General features: G+C 42.7%; 19 protein-coding genes. 13 read left to right on the forward strand and 6 right to left on the reverse strand.

All coding sequences use genetic code 11. The annotated features are described in order from the left end of the window. The first annotated feature begins 437 nt into the window (after positions 1-437). Positions 438-785, forward strand: coding sequence for a hypothetical protein (locus tag BJP34_RS32985; RefSeq protein WP_070395977.1), 348 nt, complete (start codon positions 438-440; stop codon positions 783-785). 59 nt (positions 786-844) lie between these two features. Beyond that, the gene (locus BJP34_RS41620; RefSeq protein ID WP_149031310.1) at positions 845-1039 is read left to right on the forward strand and encodes a hypothetical protein; all 195 of its coding nucleotides are present in this window, start codon (positions 845-847) and stop codon (positions 1037-1039) included. Here BJP34_RS41620 and BJP34_RS32990 read toward each other — a convergent pair. Next, positions 963-2030 (reverse strand): adenosylhomocysteinase, encoded by a 1068-nt coding sequence (locus BJP34_RS32990; protein ID WP_070395978.1) that lies wholly within the window; start codon positions 2028-2030, stop codon positions 963-965. The genes BJP34_RS41620 and BJP34_RS32990 overlap by 77 nt on opposite strands. A gap of 370 nt (positions 2031-2400) precedes the next feature. On the opposite strand from BJP34_RS32990, the gene BJP34_RS32995 reads away from it, so the two are divergent. The 6 genes from BJP34_RS32995 (at position 2401) to BJP34_RS33010 (ending at position 6822) form a co-directional block, all read left to right on the forward strand. Continuing rightward, positions 2401-2889: a hypothetical protein gene (locus tag BJP34_RS32995; RefSeq protein ID WP_070395979.1), complete on the forward strand. Its 489-nt coding sequence runs from the start codon at positions 2401-2403 to the stop codon at positions 2887-2889. Positions 2890-3615: 726 nt separating this feature from the next. Next, a complete protein-coding gene (locus BJP34_RS45095; RefSeq protein WP_158517610.1) occupies positions 3616-3786 on the forward strand; it encodes a hypothetical protein in 171 nt (56 codons plus the stop codon). Between the two features lie 85 nt (positions 3787-3871). After that, complete coding sequence (locus tag BJP34_RS41625) at positions 3872-4021, forward strand: hypothetical protein (protein ID WP_168166487.1); 150 nt, start codon at positions 3872-3874, stop codon at positions 4019-4021. A 37-nt stretch (positions 4022-4058) separates the two neighbouring features. Further along, a complete protein-coding gene (locus BJP34_RS33005; RefSeq protein WP_070395981.1) occupies positions 4059-4823 on the forward strand; it encodes a cyclase family protein in 765 nt (254 codons plus the stop codon). A 192-nt stretch (positions 4824-5015) separates the two neighbouring features. Further along, entirely contained in the window at positions 5016-5255 is a 240-nt protein-coding gene (locus BJP34_RS45100) for a hypothetical protein (protein ID WP_158517611.1), read from the forward strand. A gap of 331 nt (positions 5256-5586) precedes the next feature. Then, entirely contained in the window at positions 5587-6822 is a 1236-nt protein-coding gene (locus BJP34_RS33010; RefSeq protein WP_070395982.1) for an RNA-guided endonuclease InsQ/TnpB family protein, read from the forward strand. Here the strand turns inward: BJP34_RS33010 and BJP34_RS33015 are convergent. The 5 genes from BJP34_RS33015 to BJP34_RS33025 form a co-directional block, all read right to left on the reverse strand. Continuing rightward, positions 6755-8464: a GspE/PulE family protein gene (locus tag BJP34_RS33015; protein ID WP_324610988.1), complete on the reverse strand. Its 1710-nt coding sequence runs from the start codon at positions 8462-8464 to the stop codon at positions 6755-6757. The genes BJP34_RS33010 and BJP34_RS33015 overlap by 68 nt on opposite strands. 444 nt (positions 8465-8908) lie before the next feature. Beyond that, positions 8909-9034, reverse strand: coding sequence for a hypothetical protein (locus tag BJP34_RS49755; protein ID WP_267876429.1), 126 nt, complete (start codon positions 9032-9034; stop codon positions 8909-8911). Between the two features lie 522 nt (positions 9035-9556). Further along, positions 9557-10738: an endonuclease/exonuclease/phosphatase gene (locus tag BJP34_RS33020; RefSeq protein ID WP_070395983.1), complete on the reverse strand. Its 1182-nt coding sequence runs from the start codon at positions 10736-10738 to the stop codon at positions 9557-9559. Further along, entirely contained in the window at positions 10708-10968 is a 261-nt protein-coding gene (locus BJP34_RS45105; protein WP_158517612.1) for a hypothetical protein, read from the reverse strand. Before BJP34_RS45105 ends, BJP34_RS33020 begins: the two co-directional genes overlap by 31 nt. Positions 10969-11096: 128 nt before the next feature. Next, positions 11097-11894: a pentapeptide repeat-containing protein gene (locus BJP34_RS33025; RefSeq protein ID WP_070395984.1), complete on the reverse strand. Its 798-nt coding sequence runs from the start codon at positions 11892-11894 to the stop codon at positions 11097-11099. A 233-nt stretch (positions 11895-12127) separates the two neighbouring features. On the opposite strand from BJP34_RS33025, the gene BJP34_RS33030 reads away from it, so the two are divergent. From BJP34_RS33030 to BJP34_RS33045, 5 genes are all read left to right on the forward strand, one after another. After that, entirely contained in the window at positions 12128-12640 is a 513-nt protein-coding gene (locus BJP34_RS33030) for an RNase A-like domain-containing protein (protein WP_070395985.1), read from the forward strand. 265 nt (positions 12641-12905) lie between these two features. Continuing rightward, positions 12906-13046 carry a hypothetical protein gene (locus BJP34_RS45110; protein ID WP_158517613.1) on the forward strand — a complete coding sequence of 47 codons (141 nt, stop codon included), beginning with the start codon at positions 12906-12908 and terminating at the stop codon, positions 13044-13046. A 90-nt stretch (positions 13047-13136) separates the two neighbouring features. Further along, positions 13137-13640: an RNase A-like domain-containing protein gene (locus BJP34_RS33035; protein WP_070395986.1), complete on the forward strand. Its 504-nt coding sequence runs from the start codon at positions 13137-13139 to the stop codon at positions 13638-13640. A 161-nt stretch (positions 13641-13801) separates the two neighbouring features. Continuing rightward, complete coding sequence (locus BJP34_RS33040) at positions 13802-14107, forward strand: hypothetical protein (protein ID WP_070395987.1); 306 nt, start codon at positions 13802-13804, stop codon at positions 14105-14107. A gap of 502 nt (positions 14108-14609) precedes the next feature. Continuing rightward, positions 14610-15245, forward strand: a complete 636-nt coding sequence (locus BJP34_RS33045) for a DUF4231 domain-containing protein (protein ID WP_070395988.1) — start codon at positions 14610-14612, stop codon at positions 15243-15245. Positions 15246-15497 lie beyond the last annotated feature (252 nt).

Consider the following 15497-nt stretch of genomic DNA (forward strand, 5'->3'; position numbering starts at 1 on the left):
ACTGCATCAGTTGGTCCTGGGTGATGGGTCATGGCTGATGGCTCGGGAGTAATTCTAATTAACTAGTATTACTTAACTAGTATTACTTAACTCTTAGCCATGAGCAACTGATGCTTCTGGACATTATATCAATTGCTTATATTGTGCTAGTTAAATGTGTATCAGCTTTGTAGCAATTGCGAAAAATCTTGCTAAATAGTAATCACCCACTAAATTTCATCTTCCCATCTCTCCATTTCACAATTATGCCATTTTGCCATCATCTGTAGGTGGAATCACTGAAATGCTTATGGTGATTACTTTCAAGGGTCAACCGTAAACAAAAGTTATACATACACATACAGAAGTTAAACATGAACGCAAACCTGTTGGTAAACAGATAATTGCTACGCTGATTTCAAAGAAAAAAATCCGAAAAAACCCCTAAACTCTTATTTATGGTTTATAAATCTATTTATCAACTTCAAGATAATCGCCTTTTTAAACCTAAAAATAAAACCAATCAACTATTAGTAATTAATCTTACTTCAAGCTTAGTATTGAGTCTTTCTTTTTTTAGTATTAAATATTTGCTATTTGGATTATTACCATCATCCTTATTTATGAAAAATATAAATCAGTCAACAACACCTAATTACAATAATGAATTTATTGTTAAAAATAAAATTTTTGCCGCCCACCCAACCAGTATTCCTTGGATTAATGACTCCTACAACTGTGAAGCAACGGGAAGAGCTTGGGAACAGGGAGAGTGTTGGGACTATGAACATAATCACAACTGGTGATAGCGGGATTAATCCTTAAAAGACTATAGGTAAGCATTCAGCCGTCAGCCGTGAGCTAAATGCTTACGTTCCCGACTCCCGACTCCCGACTCCCGACTCCCGACTCCCGATTCCCGACTCCCGACTCCCGATTCCCGACTCCCGATTCCCGATTCCCTACTCCCTACTCCCTACTCCCTACTCCCTTAAAAACGCTATATCTTGATCATGATAGTTTCCCCATTTCTCTATTATTTCCTGGGCAAGATGACTAGGAAATGAATGGTAACCGGGTTCCAATTCCTTCGATAAAATTAAGTCAATCGCTATGTTATGGGCATAGAAGACTGGGTCGAGAGTCTGAACTGGAGTAGGTTCCGCTAAGGAAAAATTGATCGGAGCTTTTTTGAAAAGCACTTCTGCATCTGAGAAGTTATCACCAAATTCATCTTCTGCGCCAATGTTGGCAAGATACTTACCACTGAAATCTTCCTTGTCTAAGTCATACTCCTTAGAAAGTACTCCATTAACTCCCGTACAGGTTACAACACAAAAAGCCTCCTTTAGTGCTGCCCTAATTCCATCCAAGTCCTCAGCCTGTAACCCTTTGATTCCTCTAGCCCTAAGCTGTTCCAAAATCTTAGGATTTTTCTCGACAACCACCAGCTCCTTGGTTAAGCCTAATAATTCATTAACGAGTCCTTTCCCAACTTTTCCACAACCAAAGATTACCAAATTTTTATCCACTAATGCCTCGTTAGTTAACTGGTGAAAGGCATTGACAAATGCCTTACTAGTGCCATAGAATGTTTCGATATTTTTTAGGGAACTGTCATCCACAGAAATCAAGGGATAGGAAATATCTAACGATTGATAGATCTCGTTATCGAGTTTAGTTAGCTCTACCACTCCCTGGCGAGGGTTGAGTAGTGTGGGTAACTCTCCATAAAGATCTAAACAAATATCATAGTTATCCTCAAAATTCCCTTCAAGATTAACCTCAACATTAGCACTGAGTAAAATTTCCACCGCTTCTGGGTTAGGCTTGATAAAATTAGGGCAAGACACGGTAAGCTCAGCACCAGCCAACAGCAACGGTTCAACTTTAAAGACAGTTTCTATGGTCAAGTGGATATGATGTAATAGTCTTAATCCTTGATAAGGCTGATGCGAACGCATCTGTTGTCTCAGCTCAGCCATAAATGGCATAGCTTGAGAGCGGGGATGTTTTTCCCGTGCTTGTTCAAAGACCTGAAAATTAATCATCTTATCTTAATTTAGGTTAATCATTTATATAGTAGTTCTCAATTGGGTGATGGACAAAATCCTGGATTTTAGGGAATAGGGAAGAGAGCAAAAATTTTTTGTATCTCACGAACATGATAAATTGTATAGCACTTTTAAAGTGAGGGGTCAAGTACCCTGCCCTGCCTGCTCATCCCCTCTCTCTAAACCTTAATCGTTACAGGAAATTTTTGAGCTAAAAGCTTTATCCACCTAGTCTTTCAGCCTTTGCCTGGGACTTCGTTTCAGCTTGACGACTACCTTTACCAGAATCAGACACTTGCAATATTCTACCATCAAAGATAAACTTCTTAGAGTTAACCAGCTGTAAGGGCAAAACAGGGTAAAATTTATGACAGACGATACAATGCAAACTCTTTCATCTTTTGCTAAAGAAGAGTACGGACTTAGTTCAGCCTCATTCCAAGCTATGGTCAACTATGGTTACGCTTTGTTAGCTATTGCCGGAGGTGATGGAGAGGTTTCTGACGCAGAAATGGAGTGGTTAATCAATCACCAAAAACAATTTGGTGCCCCTGAAGAGGTTGTTGGACTCTACAAGTCTTTTGATTACAAAAATGCTAACCTACAAGAGCTGTTGCCCGATATAAAAAAAGTTGATGTTGAAACTTTGTCAGTAGCAAACGAATTGGTATATCATGCCATTAAGATGTCATCAGCTGATGGAGTTTATGCTGAGGAAGAGAGAGCCAAAGTAAAAGAAGCAGCAAAAATCCTCGGAGTTGCTGATGATATTGTTTTAACTCTAGAAAGTTTAGTAGATATGGAACGAACCGTTGTTAAGATGCGTAAGGCATTGATTCACGTAAACACATTATAGACGACGGTATCACAATAGCACGGTAGGTAAGCATATGCGCTACTTGAGGTGCTGCTTGAGGTGCCGTGAGCTAAAAGCTCACGCTACTTGAGGTGCCGTCAGCCTTGGGCACACTACACGAATGGCTGATAGCTAAATGCTGATAGCTGAATGCTTACTGTGTCGCTATTTTATAACAGATATAATAGCAATAAAAATTAAGCGTTCGCTTTTAGCGGAAGCGAAGCTTCATCGCAAAACAAGACTCTAATCTAAAATCTGGTAGCATCCCTTTACAAATTGAATCTATTCCTATCTCCCCATCTCCCCATCTCCCCATCTCCCCAAACTTCCGACACTTCCCCTTCTTTTTGAGAAATATCAGATAGACCCGATTAGCGGTAGCGAAGTTGTTGACCCTTGATGACTAAACCCATTCTCATCGCGTTTCCAATTGGAGTGAATTGTTTTTGTTTCGTCATGGTTTGGGGATGATGACGCACGGTAGATAAACTCATGCTAAGCAGAGTCACAACAATTAGTGTAGCGCTTAAATTACGAGTAAAGGTTAAGTCAAACATTATCTGCGGATTTCCAACTGTCTCTACTTTCACAGTAGAAATCTCTTTTGATTAGTTCCCCCAGTAATATGCAACTAACTGAATTGACTTTGTCTGGAGTGGTGAATCCCACCAATTCAGTGGGTTTAGGAATGTGGTTGACCTAGACAATCTGCCCACTGGCACCATGGCAGAAAAATTGGCGTTGCTTAATAATGGAATGATTTTAAGAGTAGGTGCGCTTTCCGCATTAAGAATTAAATTCGCCACGGGTCGCACCTGTGGAATAGGCATCTTGCCTGTTCCTGATTTGGGGCAGGCAGGATGCCCACTCTACTCGGATTCATTATTTGATTGAGCAACGCCGAAAAATTACATATCCTTCTTGAGGATCCCACATTCAGGACTTGAGCGTAAGTCCTATAGGGATCCCTGTAGGAATTGTGAGAATTTTTGTTCCCTGTTCCCTATTCCCTGTTCCCTATTCCCTGTTCCCTATTCCCTGTTCCCTATTCCCTGTTCCCTATTCCCTTTGCTATCACATTTTTGAAGATTCGGTGAATCTATGCCGTAAGTATTGGTATGATTGTTAAGGTATAGCAGTATTTTGAGTAATTTTGGGAAAGTCTTATGCCCATAATTGATCTCAGTGATACCTTGCAAAATGACAAGGATTGGACTCCCTGGTGGGCACGCAATTCGGTAACTTACCAAAATCATAAATTTGGACGGTTAGCGATCTGGATGCTGTTTAGGATAACACCGAAATACCTGCGGGGAGGACTTGGTTGGGCCAATGACGTGATTAAGCTTTCGACCCATGGCACAACTCATATGGATGCGCCATGGCACTACGCACCAACTTGTGGGGGCAAGCCTGCCAAGACCATTGACCAGATCCCGTTGGACTGGTGTTACCGTGATGGCGTGGTTTTAGATATGCGCCACAAAAACCATGGTGAGGCGATTACTGTCGAGGATGTGAAATTGGCTCTCGACAAGATTAACTATACACTCCAGCCGTTCGATATCGTGCTAATCCACACTGGTAACGATCGGCGGTATGGAACACCGGATTATTTTACCCATGGATCTGGTGTCAGTGCTGAAGCCACACACTGGCTGATTGATCAGGGAATCAAAGTGATGGGGATTGACTCTTGGGGTTGGGATGTACCTCTACCAGTTCAAGCTCAGCAGGCCAAAGCTAGTGGGAGGAACGATATTTTCTGGGCGGCTCATTTTGTTGGGATTGACAAGGAATATTGCCAACTGGAACGGCTAACTAATCTTGATCAACTACCATCCCATGGCTTCAAAGTTGCAGCTTTCCCCCTTAAGGTCAAAAATGGCTCCGCTGGACCGGCTCGGGTGGTCGGCATTATCGAAGATTGATTCGATCCAAAAGACTTCCGCAGATCTTTTGGTATTGGTATAGCGCTGCTCATATTAATAGACTTCGCGGCAGTTGTCAGGAGATAGGAGACAGGAGACAGAAAACAGTAACAATAATTGACGAAAACAGTATCAAAAAAATACTTTTGCAAGAGGTCTAATCAAGTACATTCAATTTTCGCAACCCCTGTCTTGATACAAAGCGCGAGTGGTTTGGGTTCTGTGTGGGTCACCGCTCAAGCACCTTATAAGCCCCTTGGAAACCATGCCAGTTGCTCATCTGACTCCCCATCTCCCCATCTCCCCACACCTCCCACACCTCCCACACCTCCCACACTTCCCTCTCTTTCCCTACTCCCTACTCCCTACTCCCTACTCCCTACCCAGGGGTGTCAATCAACCATATCTCCGATTGGGAGCCATCTTATCTAGGGATTTCACTTTAGCAGCTCTTGGGTTCTCCAATTGACCCTCAGACTTACGGAATTCCCAAAAGCTGAAAGCCCCGTGTTTTTAAACCGGGTCAGAAGTTACCGCAAAAATAAGGCAGCCTTTATGGTTGGTCGGCTATGGGTAAAAGGGTTAAAACTTTATGATTAAGGCTGCCTTATTTTAAGGTTTCGTCTCCGGGATGAAAGCTCGCAGCGACTTTAGTCGCCGTGAGGAAAATTTTGATTAGCACTTTACTTTTTTATACAATTCTGATAATATAAAAATATATCGCTCCCGTAGCGTAACCAAAGGTTAAGTAGGTCGAGATTCGGTGATTATTTTAGAGTTTAAAGCCAAAGGCAAAGAGTCCCAATATTCAGCTATAGATGAAGCTATTCGGACAGTCAAGTTTATCCGAAATAGCTGCATCCGTCTATGGTTGGACAATAAAGGGACAGGGAAAAGTGACCTGAGCCGGTACTCCAAAATACTGGCCAATGAATTCCCCTTTGCCAATGAATTAAACTCTACCGCCCGTCAGGCTGCGTCTGAGAGGGCATGGTCGTCGATTGTTCGCTTCTACGATAATTGCCAGAAAAAAGTTCCAGGTAAAAAGGGTTTTCCTAAGTTTCATAAACGCGCTCGTTCTGTCGAATACAAGAAGTCAGGATGGAAGTTGTCCCCTGACAAAAAGTCGATAACGTTCACGGATAAGAAAGGGATTGGGAAGCTTAAGCTTAAAGGGACTTGGGATCTATGGCGCTTCGACAAGAAACAAATTAATCGGGTTCGGATAGTCCGACGAGCTGACGGCTACTATGTCCAGTTCTGTGTGGCAGTCGTAGCACGCGAAGACTTAAATTCGACTGGTCGAACAATCGGATTAGATGTAGGACTCAAAGAGTTTTATACAGATTCTGATGATCATACAGAACCTAACCCTCGATTTTACAGAAAAGGCGAAGAACGTTTAAAGTTTTATCAACGTCGGGTTTCCCGAAAAAATAAAGGCTCATCCAACCGAAGAAAAGCCGTCAATAGACTAGGCAGGCAGCATCTCAAAATAAGTAGGCAGCGTGAAGAACATGCGAAGAAACTCGCACGTTGCGTAATCCGATCTAACGATCTGGTCGCCTACGAAGACTTGAGAGTTAAAAACCTAGTAAAAAATCATTGTCTAGCAAAGTCTATTAACGATGCAGGTTGGTATCAGTTTAGGAAGTGGTTGGAGCACTTTGGCGAAAAGTTTGGTAGAGTCACCGTCGCGGTAAATCCTGCCTACACAAGTCAGAATTGCTCTGAATGCGGCGAAGTTGTGAAAAAATCGCTATCAACTAGGACTCACGTCTGTAAATGTGGTTGTAAGTTAGACCGCGATCACAACGCCGCAGTCAACATTCTTAATAGAGCCTTGGGTACGGTGGGGCACACCGGAACCTGGATTGACCGTAGGTCACGCTACGCGAACATCGATCCGAACTCTTCAGGAGATTTGGCCTCTACTGTTCTTGGTTCCGGCCAGGTTCAGCAAGTCGAGTCGTTGATTGAAGAATCCCTGCGTCTTTAGACCGGGGAGTGTCAAAGGACAAAGCACTGTGGGGTAGAACTCGTAGGATTTCAGTTAGGGTGGTTACCCCTTTGGTTACCTTTTCAATCGCCGCCTTCCGGAAGGAATAAAAACTGATTTTATCCAGGTAACGGTGCAACTGAGTCATAGTTCCCTCATAAATCAACTGCCGTACCGTATCATCTACATCCAATAACTCCACAATGGCTTCCCGTCCTAAATAGCCGGAATTGTAGCACTTGGCGCAACCCTTTCCTTTCCGCCAACCTTTGAGATTAGCTTCCTCTGGCCTCAAATTCAGCTTCCGCAAATCTTCAGAAGTCGGGGTGTAAGGTTCTTGACAGTGGGGACATACTTTGCGCACCAAACGCTGTGCCACTATTCCCAATAGGGCATCACTGATTAAACCCGGTTCCGGACCAATATCTTTAATACGAGGAATAGCACTGACCGCATCATTGGTGTGGAGAGTGGTCAGTACTAAGTGACCGGTCAAAGCCGCTCGAATCCCTGTTTCAGCGGTTTCAGCATCCCGAATTTCCCCCACCATAATGATGTCCGGGTCTTGGCGTAAAATTGCCCTCATCCCTGCCGCAAAGGTCATCCCCGCTGCCTCATTCACTTGGGTCTGGGTAATCCGGGGTAAGACATACTCCACTGGGTCTTCCACCGTTACTACATTCACATGTTCTGTGGCTAACCCTTGCAGGGAATTATATAGCGTACTAGTTTTACCAGAACCAGTCGGACCGGTGATAATAACCATTCCTTGGGGTTGCTGCAACCAACCTTTATAGATTTTAAGCTCTTCGTCAGAAAAGCCTAACTCTTCCAAGCCAGAAAAGGGGTTCTCTCTTGGTAATAAGCGAATCACTGCTTTCTCCCCCCCCACACAAGGGAGGGTACTCACCCGCAGATCTAACCCAAGTTCTGCCTCCTCCCCAGTAGCATAGTTTTCCCCAATCCGACCATCTTGAGGACGGCGGCTTTCAGCAATGTCCATATCAGACATGACTTTGAGAGCAACCACCACTGCTCGTCCCAAGTCTGACGGTAAAGTAGTTATATCCCTAAGAATCCCGTCAATCCGATAGCGGACTCTTAAGCCATCAGTCATCGGTTCCAGGTGAATATCACTGGCGCGGTTACGCAGAGCTCCAGAGATAATGGTTTTAATCCGCTCAATCTGGTCAGCCGCTTGGGACAGATACAATTCTGTGGTTTCGGTAATGTCTTCTTGTTCCACCTCACCAGTCAGGGGATTGACAAAGCCTACCGAACTGATAGATTTGGCATCATTGTTTTCCCTGTGGTACCATCGCTTGTAGCTTTTTGGTGCAATGGGAATAATTTTGATTTCCGTGAAAGTGCGATCGCTTAATTTTTTGAGCTGCTCTGGGGATAACTGGAGTGGGCTACCCAAGTAATAACAGTTGCGCCACAGTACCAGCGGAATCACCGGAGGTAAATCTTGGCGATTGGGGAATGGCTTAAAGAACCGGGAACTTACTTCCCGATCCAGTAGGTTAACGTTTAGTTCTCCTTGTGGGTTAACCAACAGTTTAAGGGCTGTTTCACAGTTAATTTCACCCTTTCTCAACTTCCTCCAAGCCGATGACGTTTTAACGCCCGTTTGCATCATTTTATCCCCACTATTTTCAACTAAATTAAACAGTTTTTGTTGATAACTTTCCAGTTTTACTTATCCCTTACACCTGGTTGCTTATTGACTATAGCAGTTTTTGATTAATTGGTATTACCCTTGGTTGATATTGGAGTGAGAGATTAAGGTAATACTATAAATCTTTATCTAATCTTTATATATAACGTTACCTTTTTCCTTTCACAAAACCTAGGCTTAGCTAAATAGACTTACCTAGTTTTTTACAATGATGATATAGCGTTTCTAAACATTGACAAACAAGTACATTGACAAACAAGTAACGACAGTCTGGCGAGACGCAGGATCCACCAAACTAATGGTTATTGAGGGTGTTAGCACCGAACTTGTAGAGCTGATATTCCTGAGTAACTCCCACGATGAATTGGGTCTGCTGAACCATCTTCACAGAGGAATAGGTCGCCATTAGCAGCGACGGTAAACACACGGGAGCATGTCACTTATGCAGAACATTTGTACGCTTATTTGGGTAATAGGTAATAGGTAATAGCGATGCTTTGCGCGAGTGGTTTCCCCCATGAGCGACTGCATCAAGACATTGAAACTGGCAAGATGCCAGTTCCACGCCTGATGCCCATTCCACAAAACTCTTCAAATCATTCCATTATTAAGCAACGCCAGAATAATGGCAAATTTCTAGTCATCTTCCTCATCTCCCCATCTCCCCATCTCCCGTTTCTCCCCATCTCCCCATCTCCCCATCTCCCGTTTCTCCCCATCTCCCGTTTCTCCCCATCTCCCCATCTCCCCAAACTTCCCCAATCCCCGTTCCCTAACTTAGTGAAAAATACGGTTTTACTATAGTAAACTCTTAATTAGCTTAGTAACACAATCTAAGAATCATATCAATAATCATGACCTACCATAACAACAAACGGGATTCACTGATAGACAATCGGGAGCTAGTTGGTGATTTACCCCCAGAAATCGCTAGTCATATTGTTGATTTTGCCATTAATATTACCCCTGAACTCACCAAAGGGCAGTTTTCCGAAGATAAGATCTCCTGTTTAAAAGCATTGATTAAGCAAACTAGCGAAATGATCAGCAACTTCAATCCGGCAACGGCAGTCGTAACCACAACGGTAAATGGTCACTTACCTCATGTTCAAACCGTGGAAAAAATGCCTTCTTCTCGGATAGTGATAACTCACTAACCCCTCGGTTGTACAACGCATCACTAAACAATTCAACAAAATTAAAAACACCATAATCCGGTCCTCGTGGGTTTTCCCCCATAGAGGAATGTTCCTTATAAGTAGGAAGACGTTGATCCCAATTAAACAAACCAATTTGGTCAAAGGTTTCCGTAAATCTAGCATTAGTGCGCAAGACTTGGTTTGTCGCTGGATGGGGATCTAAGAACGGAAAATTAACATTTGCTTCCCCTCTCACCTTAGCATTAAACATCTTGATATGCTTTTCAATCCGGTCACGGTCTGTAGTAGGATTATCAAAATCTAGATTCAGATCCCCTAATAAGATAAAATTGGGATAATACGCTCGATCATGTTCGATAAACCGTCCTAATATCCATGCCATCAGTGCATCAAATTCCTGACGGCGATCGGAGATATAGTTACCAAAATACAGATGAGCATTAACCGCCATAAACTCATAGGGGTTAGTACCAGGATGACCAACAATTCTAAAGCTGACACAGAACGGTTGGCGAGCAAAGGTTAGAAACACTGGCATCCTAACATTCGGATTATTCGGGCGTTTTCCTAACTGATTTGAGTTCCACTGATCCAGTTCTTTTAGATAGTCCACATAGGGTAAAATAGCCTGATTGATCTGATCATAGTTACGAGCCAAGGTTTCTAACACCTTAGTACGGTCAAAAGAAATATCTGAGACCACTTCACCCCGCTGCACCATCGACAAATTATATATAAATCCCAGTCTTTCCCCTAATCCTGGTTCATTAGGAAACACCCCAGTTCGATCAGACACAATCGTACCAAACTCTGACCCCATCCGCCCCTTCAACTCCTGGAAACCACTCAGGTCATCCATGATTTCTTGGATAGCCAGCAAATCAAAGTGCTTACAAACATGAGCCAAAAAATCCCAGGTTTCAGGACTGCGGTTAGTTACCCTCCCCAGTTTTCTGATATTAAATGACCCCAACACCACCGAGCCATATTCCCGTTTAGGCAATCCATACTTAGTGGGATCGTCAGCCAAAGTTTCTCGGATTTTTACCCATTCTTCTGGAGTAAATTCAGACATAATATTATTTGAAATGTAAACATAGGATTGATCAAAAAAGGGAATCGGGAATCGGGAATCGGGAATCGGGAATCGGGAATCGGGAATCGGGAATCGGGAATCGGGAATTGGGAATCGGGAATCGGGAATCGGGAATCGGGAATCGGGAATCGGGAATCGGGAATCGGGAATCGGGAATCGGGAATCGGGAATCGGGAATCGGGAATCGGGAATCGGGAAGAGTTACCCAAAATACCTATATACTTGATTAACTCTTGCTAGCATGCCTATTGCCTATTGCCTATTGCCTATTGCCTATTGCCTATTGCCTATTGCCTATTGCCTTTTGTCTTTTGCCTTATTCCCTATTACCTTGTCTTTAACGATTCAGAATTGTCAAACCATTATTATCATGGGAATCTTCAAAAATTGCTCCCCTTTGTTTCAAGTCAAGCTTCATCTCTTCAGAAATTCCTACATTATTTACCAACCGGGCTTTCTCTAATTTAGCATCACTCAGATTGACCTTACTCAAGTTAGTCTCCCCCAGGAGAGCACATCTGAGGTTAGCAGCACTCAGTACTGTATAATCCATCGAGGCATAACTTAAGTTGCTGTAACTCAAATTAGCATGATTAAAAATGGCATAATTCAAAGTAGCACAACTTAAGGTAGCACCAAATAGATTCGCTTCGCTGAGGTTAGCACCAAACAGATTAGCATAACTCAGATTAGCATTACTCAAGATAGCATGGCTGAGGTTGGCATTACTCACGATAGCATAGCTAAAGTTAGCATTGCTGACTATAGTACCCCTAAGATTACTACTGCTGAGAATAGCACGACTGAGGATAGCCTCGCTGAGATTAGCATCACTAAGATTAGCATCACTAAGATTAGCCTCATTCAGGTCAGTGCCAAACAAGTTAGCTCCCAATAAATTAGCACCAAATAAATTAGCCCCATTGAGTTTAGCAAGACTAAGGTTAGCACCACTCAAATTGACACCGCTGAGGTTAACACTACTCAAATTAGCACCGCTGAGATCAGCACCTGCACAATCGGATGTTGTATTAAGACCAGCAATTCTCCCTATCTCCAAAAAGTCCTTAGTTTTCTCCTCTATACAGCGATCGATTAACGGTTGCGCTTCTGGCCGAATTTCTTGATTAGACATAGGTTGACTTGACAAAAGTTAGTATATAATCCTCAAAATTTTACTCTATACAGCTTTGAGGGCAATGAGCTCATCCCTGATACAGTCAGTCACCCATTGACCCTCCTTAGTAAAAAACTGCTAATAAAAGTTTTTAATAGTATGTAATAGTGTGTAATAGTGTGTAATAGTGTGTAATAGTGTGTAATAGTGTGTAATAGTGTATAATGGTTTGCAGTTAGGTAAAAACAGGAATGATTAAGATGCTGACCGATTGGAAACAATCCATAGTAAAGGGTGCTGGAGTATTGGCTGTTTTAACTCTTGTACAGAGTTTCTGTGTGAGTCAATCAGCTTCTGCCCAATGCGTTCCGAGTAATTTTCCCTCGAACTGGTTACGACAACAGGAGGACCTCGGTGGTAAGACCATTAATCGCCATGTTGGTAAAACTGATCAACAACTAGTAAATAAATTAATAAATAATCCCAAAATCGCCGCAGCTAGCACCTATCCCGATTTGAGAACTGCTGCCAATCATATCAAAGATGCTTTGAGAGCCAATCGTAGTAGCTTCAATAATTGGGTTCTTGGTGCTGCGGTAGGTGAGAAGCGAGCTGTTAAGTATAGGGCTACGACAGTAGTTGGTCGTGTGGCTAGCAGTCCTCCTTCTCTGAGCAATATTGATAATACTAGGAGGTTGCGTGTGGTTATGATAAAAACAGCACAGGGAGATTGCTTACTTAATACTTCATATCCCGTTAGATAAGTTATCCCGTTAGATAACTTATCAGGAGATTGTAGATTTTATATTGCAGATTTTATAGTTTATACTGACACTTGGTTAAACTATAAAATATTGTATTTATTTAATTTTCAGTTTCCAATTTTTCAATCTTCAGTCGAGATTAGCAATTAACTATCCCTCTTCTGTCACTTTGGGACAATCGAACGAATCTGCGTCATTTCAGCCTACCAAAAATCAAGGTTTGACCCCAGTTTGACAGAAGAGGGCTATAGCGTTTATTATAGCTATGAGGTACACAAGATTTTTTACCTCTTGCCTTTTTCCTGCTCCCTGCTCCGAACGCGCCCCGCGTGGCCCACCGCCTCAGTCCCTGTTCCCTTTAGGGAACAGGGAAGATAGAAGAGTAAATAGGGATGTGCTGCATTAAAATAGGGAGTCAACCTCAAAGAATACTGTACCTCATAACTGTGATCAACGCTATAGTAGTGTTGACTAGGTAAAAACACGAATTATTAAGATGCTTACCCATTGGAAAAAATCCCTAGCCAAGAGTGCTGGATTCTTGGCTGTTTTGACTCTTGTACAGGGTTTTTACCTGAGTCAATCAGCTTTTGCGCAATGCGTGCCGAGTAATTTTTACTCCGACTGGTTACAACGACAGGAGTACCTTGGTGGTCACACCATTGATCGCCATGTTGGTAAAAGTGATCAACAACTAGTAGACCGATTAATTAATGCTCCCAGAATCAGCGCAGCTAGCACCTATAGCGATTTGGAAACTGCTGCCACTAATATTCAAGCTGCTTTGAGAGCCAACCGGAATAGATTAAATAGTTGGGTTCTTGATGCTGCTAGAGGTGAGAAGCGAGCTGTTAAGTATAGGACTAGGGAAGTAGTTGGTCGTGTGGCTAGCCGTCCTCCTTCTCTGAGCAATATTTCTAATAGTAGGAAGTTGCTTGTGGTTATGAAAAAAACAGCAAAGGGAGATTGCTTACTTCTTACGTCATATCCCGCTAGATAACTACTCAGGGGATTGTAGATTTTATAGTGTAGATTTTATAGTTTAGACTGACCCTTGATTAAACTAGAATATCTTGTATTTATTTAATCTTCAGTCTCTAATTCTCCAATCTTCAGTCATTACTCAACATTAGCCATTAACTATACACCAAAAATCTACCCATGAGCCAAAAACCTAACTACGAAAATCTCTACAGTTTTCTTGCTGGGGAGTTTGCTGAAGCGGATTTTGAAGGTAAAAGTGATGAAGAGGTAGTTCTTGGCTGCAACAATCCAGAACTTGCCAAGTGGCATCGTACCATCATTACCGAAGGACGGGTTGCTTTGGCTTCTCGCTCCTTTCCCTGGAAAGATGTGGGTGACTATGCCAATCGCCATTTTGAAACTGAAGAAAGTGCTAGAAAATGGCTAACAAAAATGCTCGATCTGTTGGAAAGTGGTCTTGATCAAGTATCCGGAGGAGAGTAAAGTACTTTATCTGATAGCTGATAGCACCTCAAGTAGCGTGGCACAGGCTTCTAGCCTGTGAGGTAGCCCATTAGCTGAATCCTCACACTTATAGAGATGGCTACTGCCTTTTTTTTCTAAAAATTACCAATACAAGCTGCTTGGCTCGCTTCCGCCAAATTCCCATGACCACTATGAAAAAAAGGGTATTATTTACCCGATTCAACTATACTCTAAACTTGATAATTTGTCCTTACCCAGGTAGCAATAATTCCCGGTTATAACTGGAGTAATGAATCCCAAAAAAAAATCCATACATGTATAGCGCTACGCGCAAGGGCTTTAGGCAAAAGACAAAAGGCAAAAGACAAAAGGCAAAGTTTACTAAAAGTGCTTTTCAGCTTTTCTCTATGTTAAACACCTTAATGCCTAGTGCTATACCTAGCCATTGTCAAGGTTTTTTTTCCATAACAGTGGGGTATAGGTCTGGGGAATCCTCTCAAGTAAACAGGACGAGTGAATCATGGTAAAAAAACGGTCTTATCGGGAACAATATAAAGAAGAGATGGGTGGGTTGATTGATGGAATTGATCTATCGGAAATGCAGAAGCGGTTTATCAAAGCTCGCTGGCTCGACCAAGTGTTGTGGTTAGACAAGCGAGCAAATCAGTGTCGCAACCGCTATTATACCCTGCGACTGTTCACCATTATCGGAGGGGTAATTGTTCCCGCTTTAGTCGGTATCAACAGCAGCAACGGTCAAATCAGAGTAGCTCTGGGTTGGACTGCCTTTGCACTGAGTCAGATAGTGGCAATTAGCGCCGCTTTAGAAGAGCTATTTCAATCTGGCAAACACTACACTCAGTATCGCAACAGCGCAGAAGCCATGAAGATAGAAGGCTGGCAATTTCTTCAGTTAAGTGGACCTTACCAACGTCTAGAAAACCACACCCAGGCATTTAGCCAGTTTTCCTCCCGTGTCGAGGCGCTGATTAAAAAAGATGTAGAAGGATACATCAGCGAGGTTCAGCAAGAGCAGAAACATGCCAGGGAGGAAACAGAGTTCCTATCTCAAAATCCAACTCAAAACCCAGCTCAAAACCTAAATATGGCTGAGTCACAACTCAACGAACAATTACAACAGGCAGCGATTCGATAAGCCAGCCAATTCCCAAATGATTACCCCCTCAGAGGCAGGGCTGTTTCATTTTCATGAATAAATTGTCAAGTCAATCTGCTGAAAGGGCGTTGGGGTGCTGGGGAGAAGGTTTTTTTAAGGTTAAAAATACCTTTTTATTAATAAAAATTCTCCGACGGTGCGCTTTCCTTGTCTTGATGCAATAGCGAGTGGGGGGAACCACGGCAGTCGCTCATGGTTAGAAGTTACCGTAAGACAGTTGAGCCTTAATCA

The organism is Moorena producens PAL-8-15-08-1 (assembly GCF_001767235.1).
Classification (GTDB): Bacteria; Cyanobacteriota; Cyanobacteriia; order Cyanobacteriales; family Coleofasciculaceae; genus Moorena; species Moorena producens_A.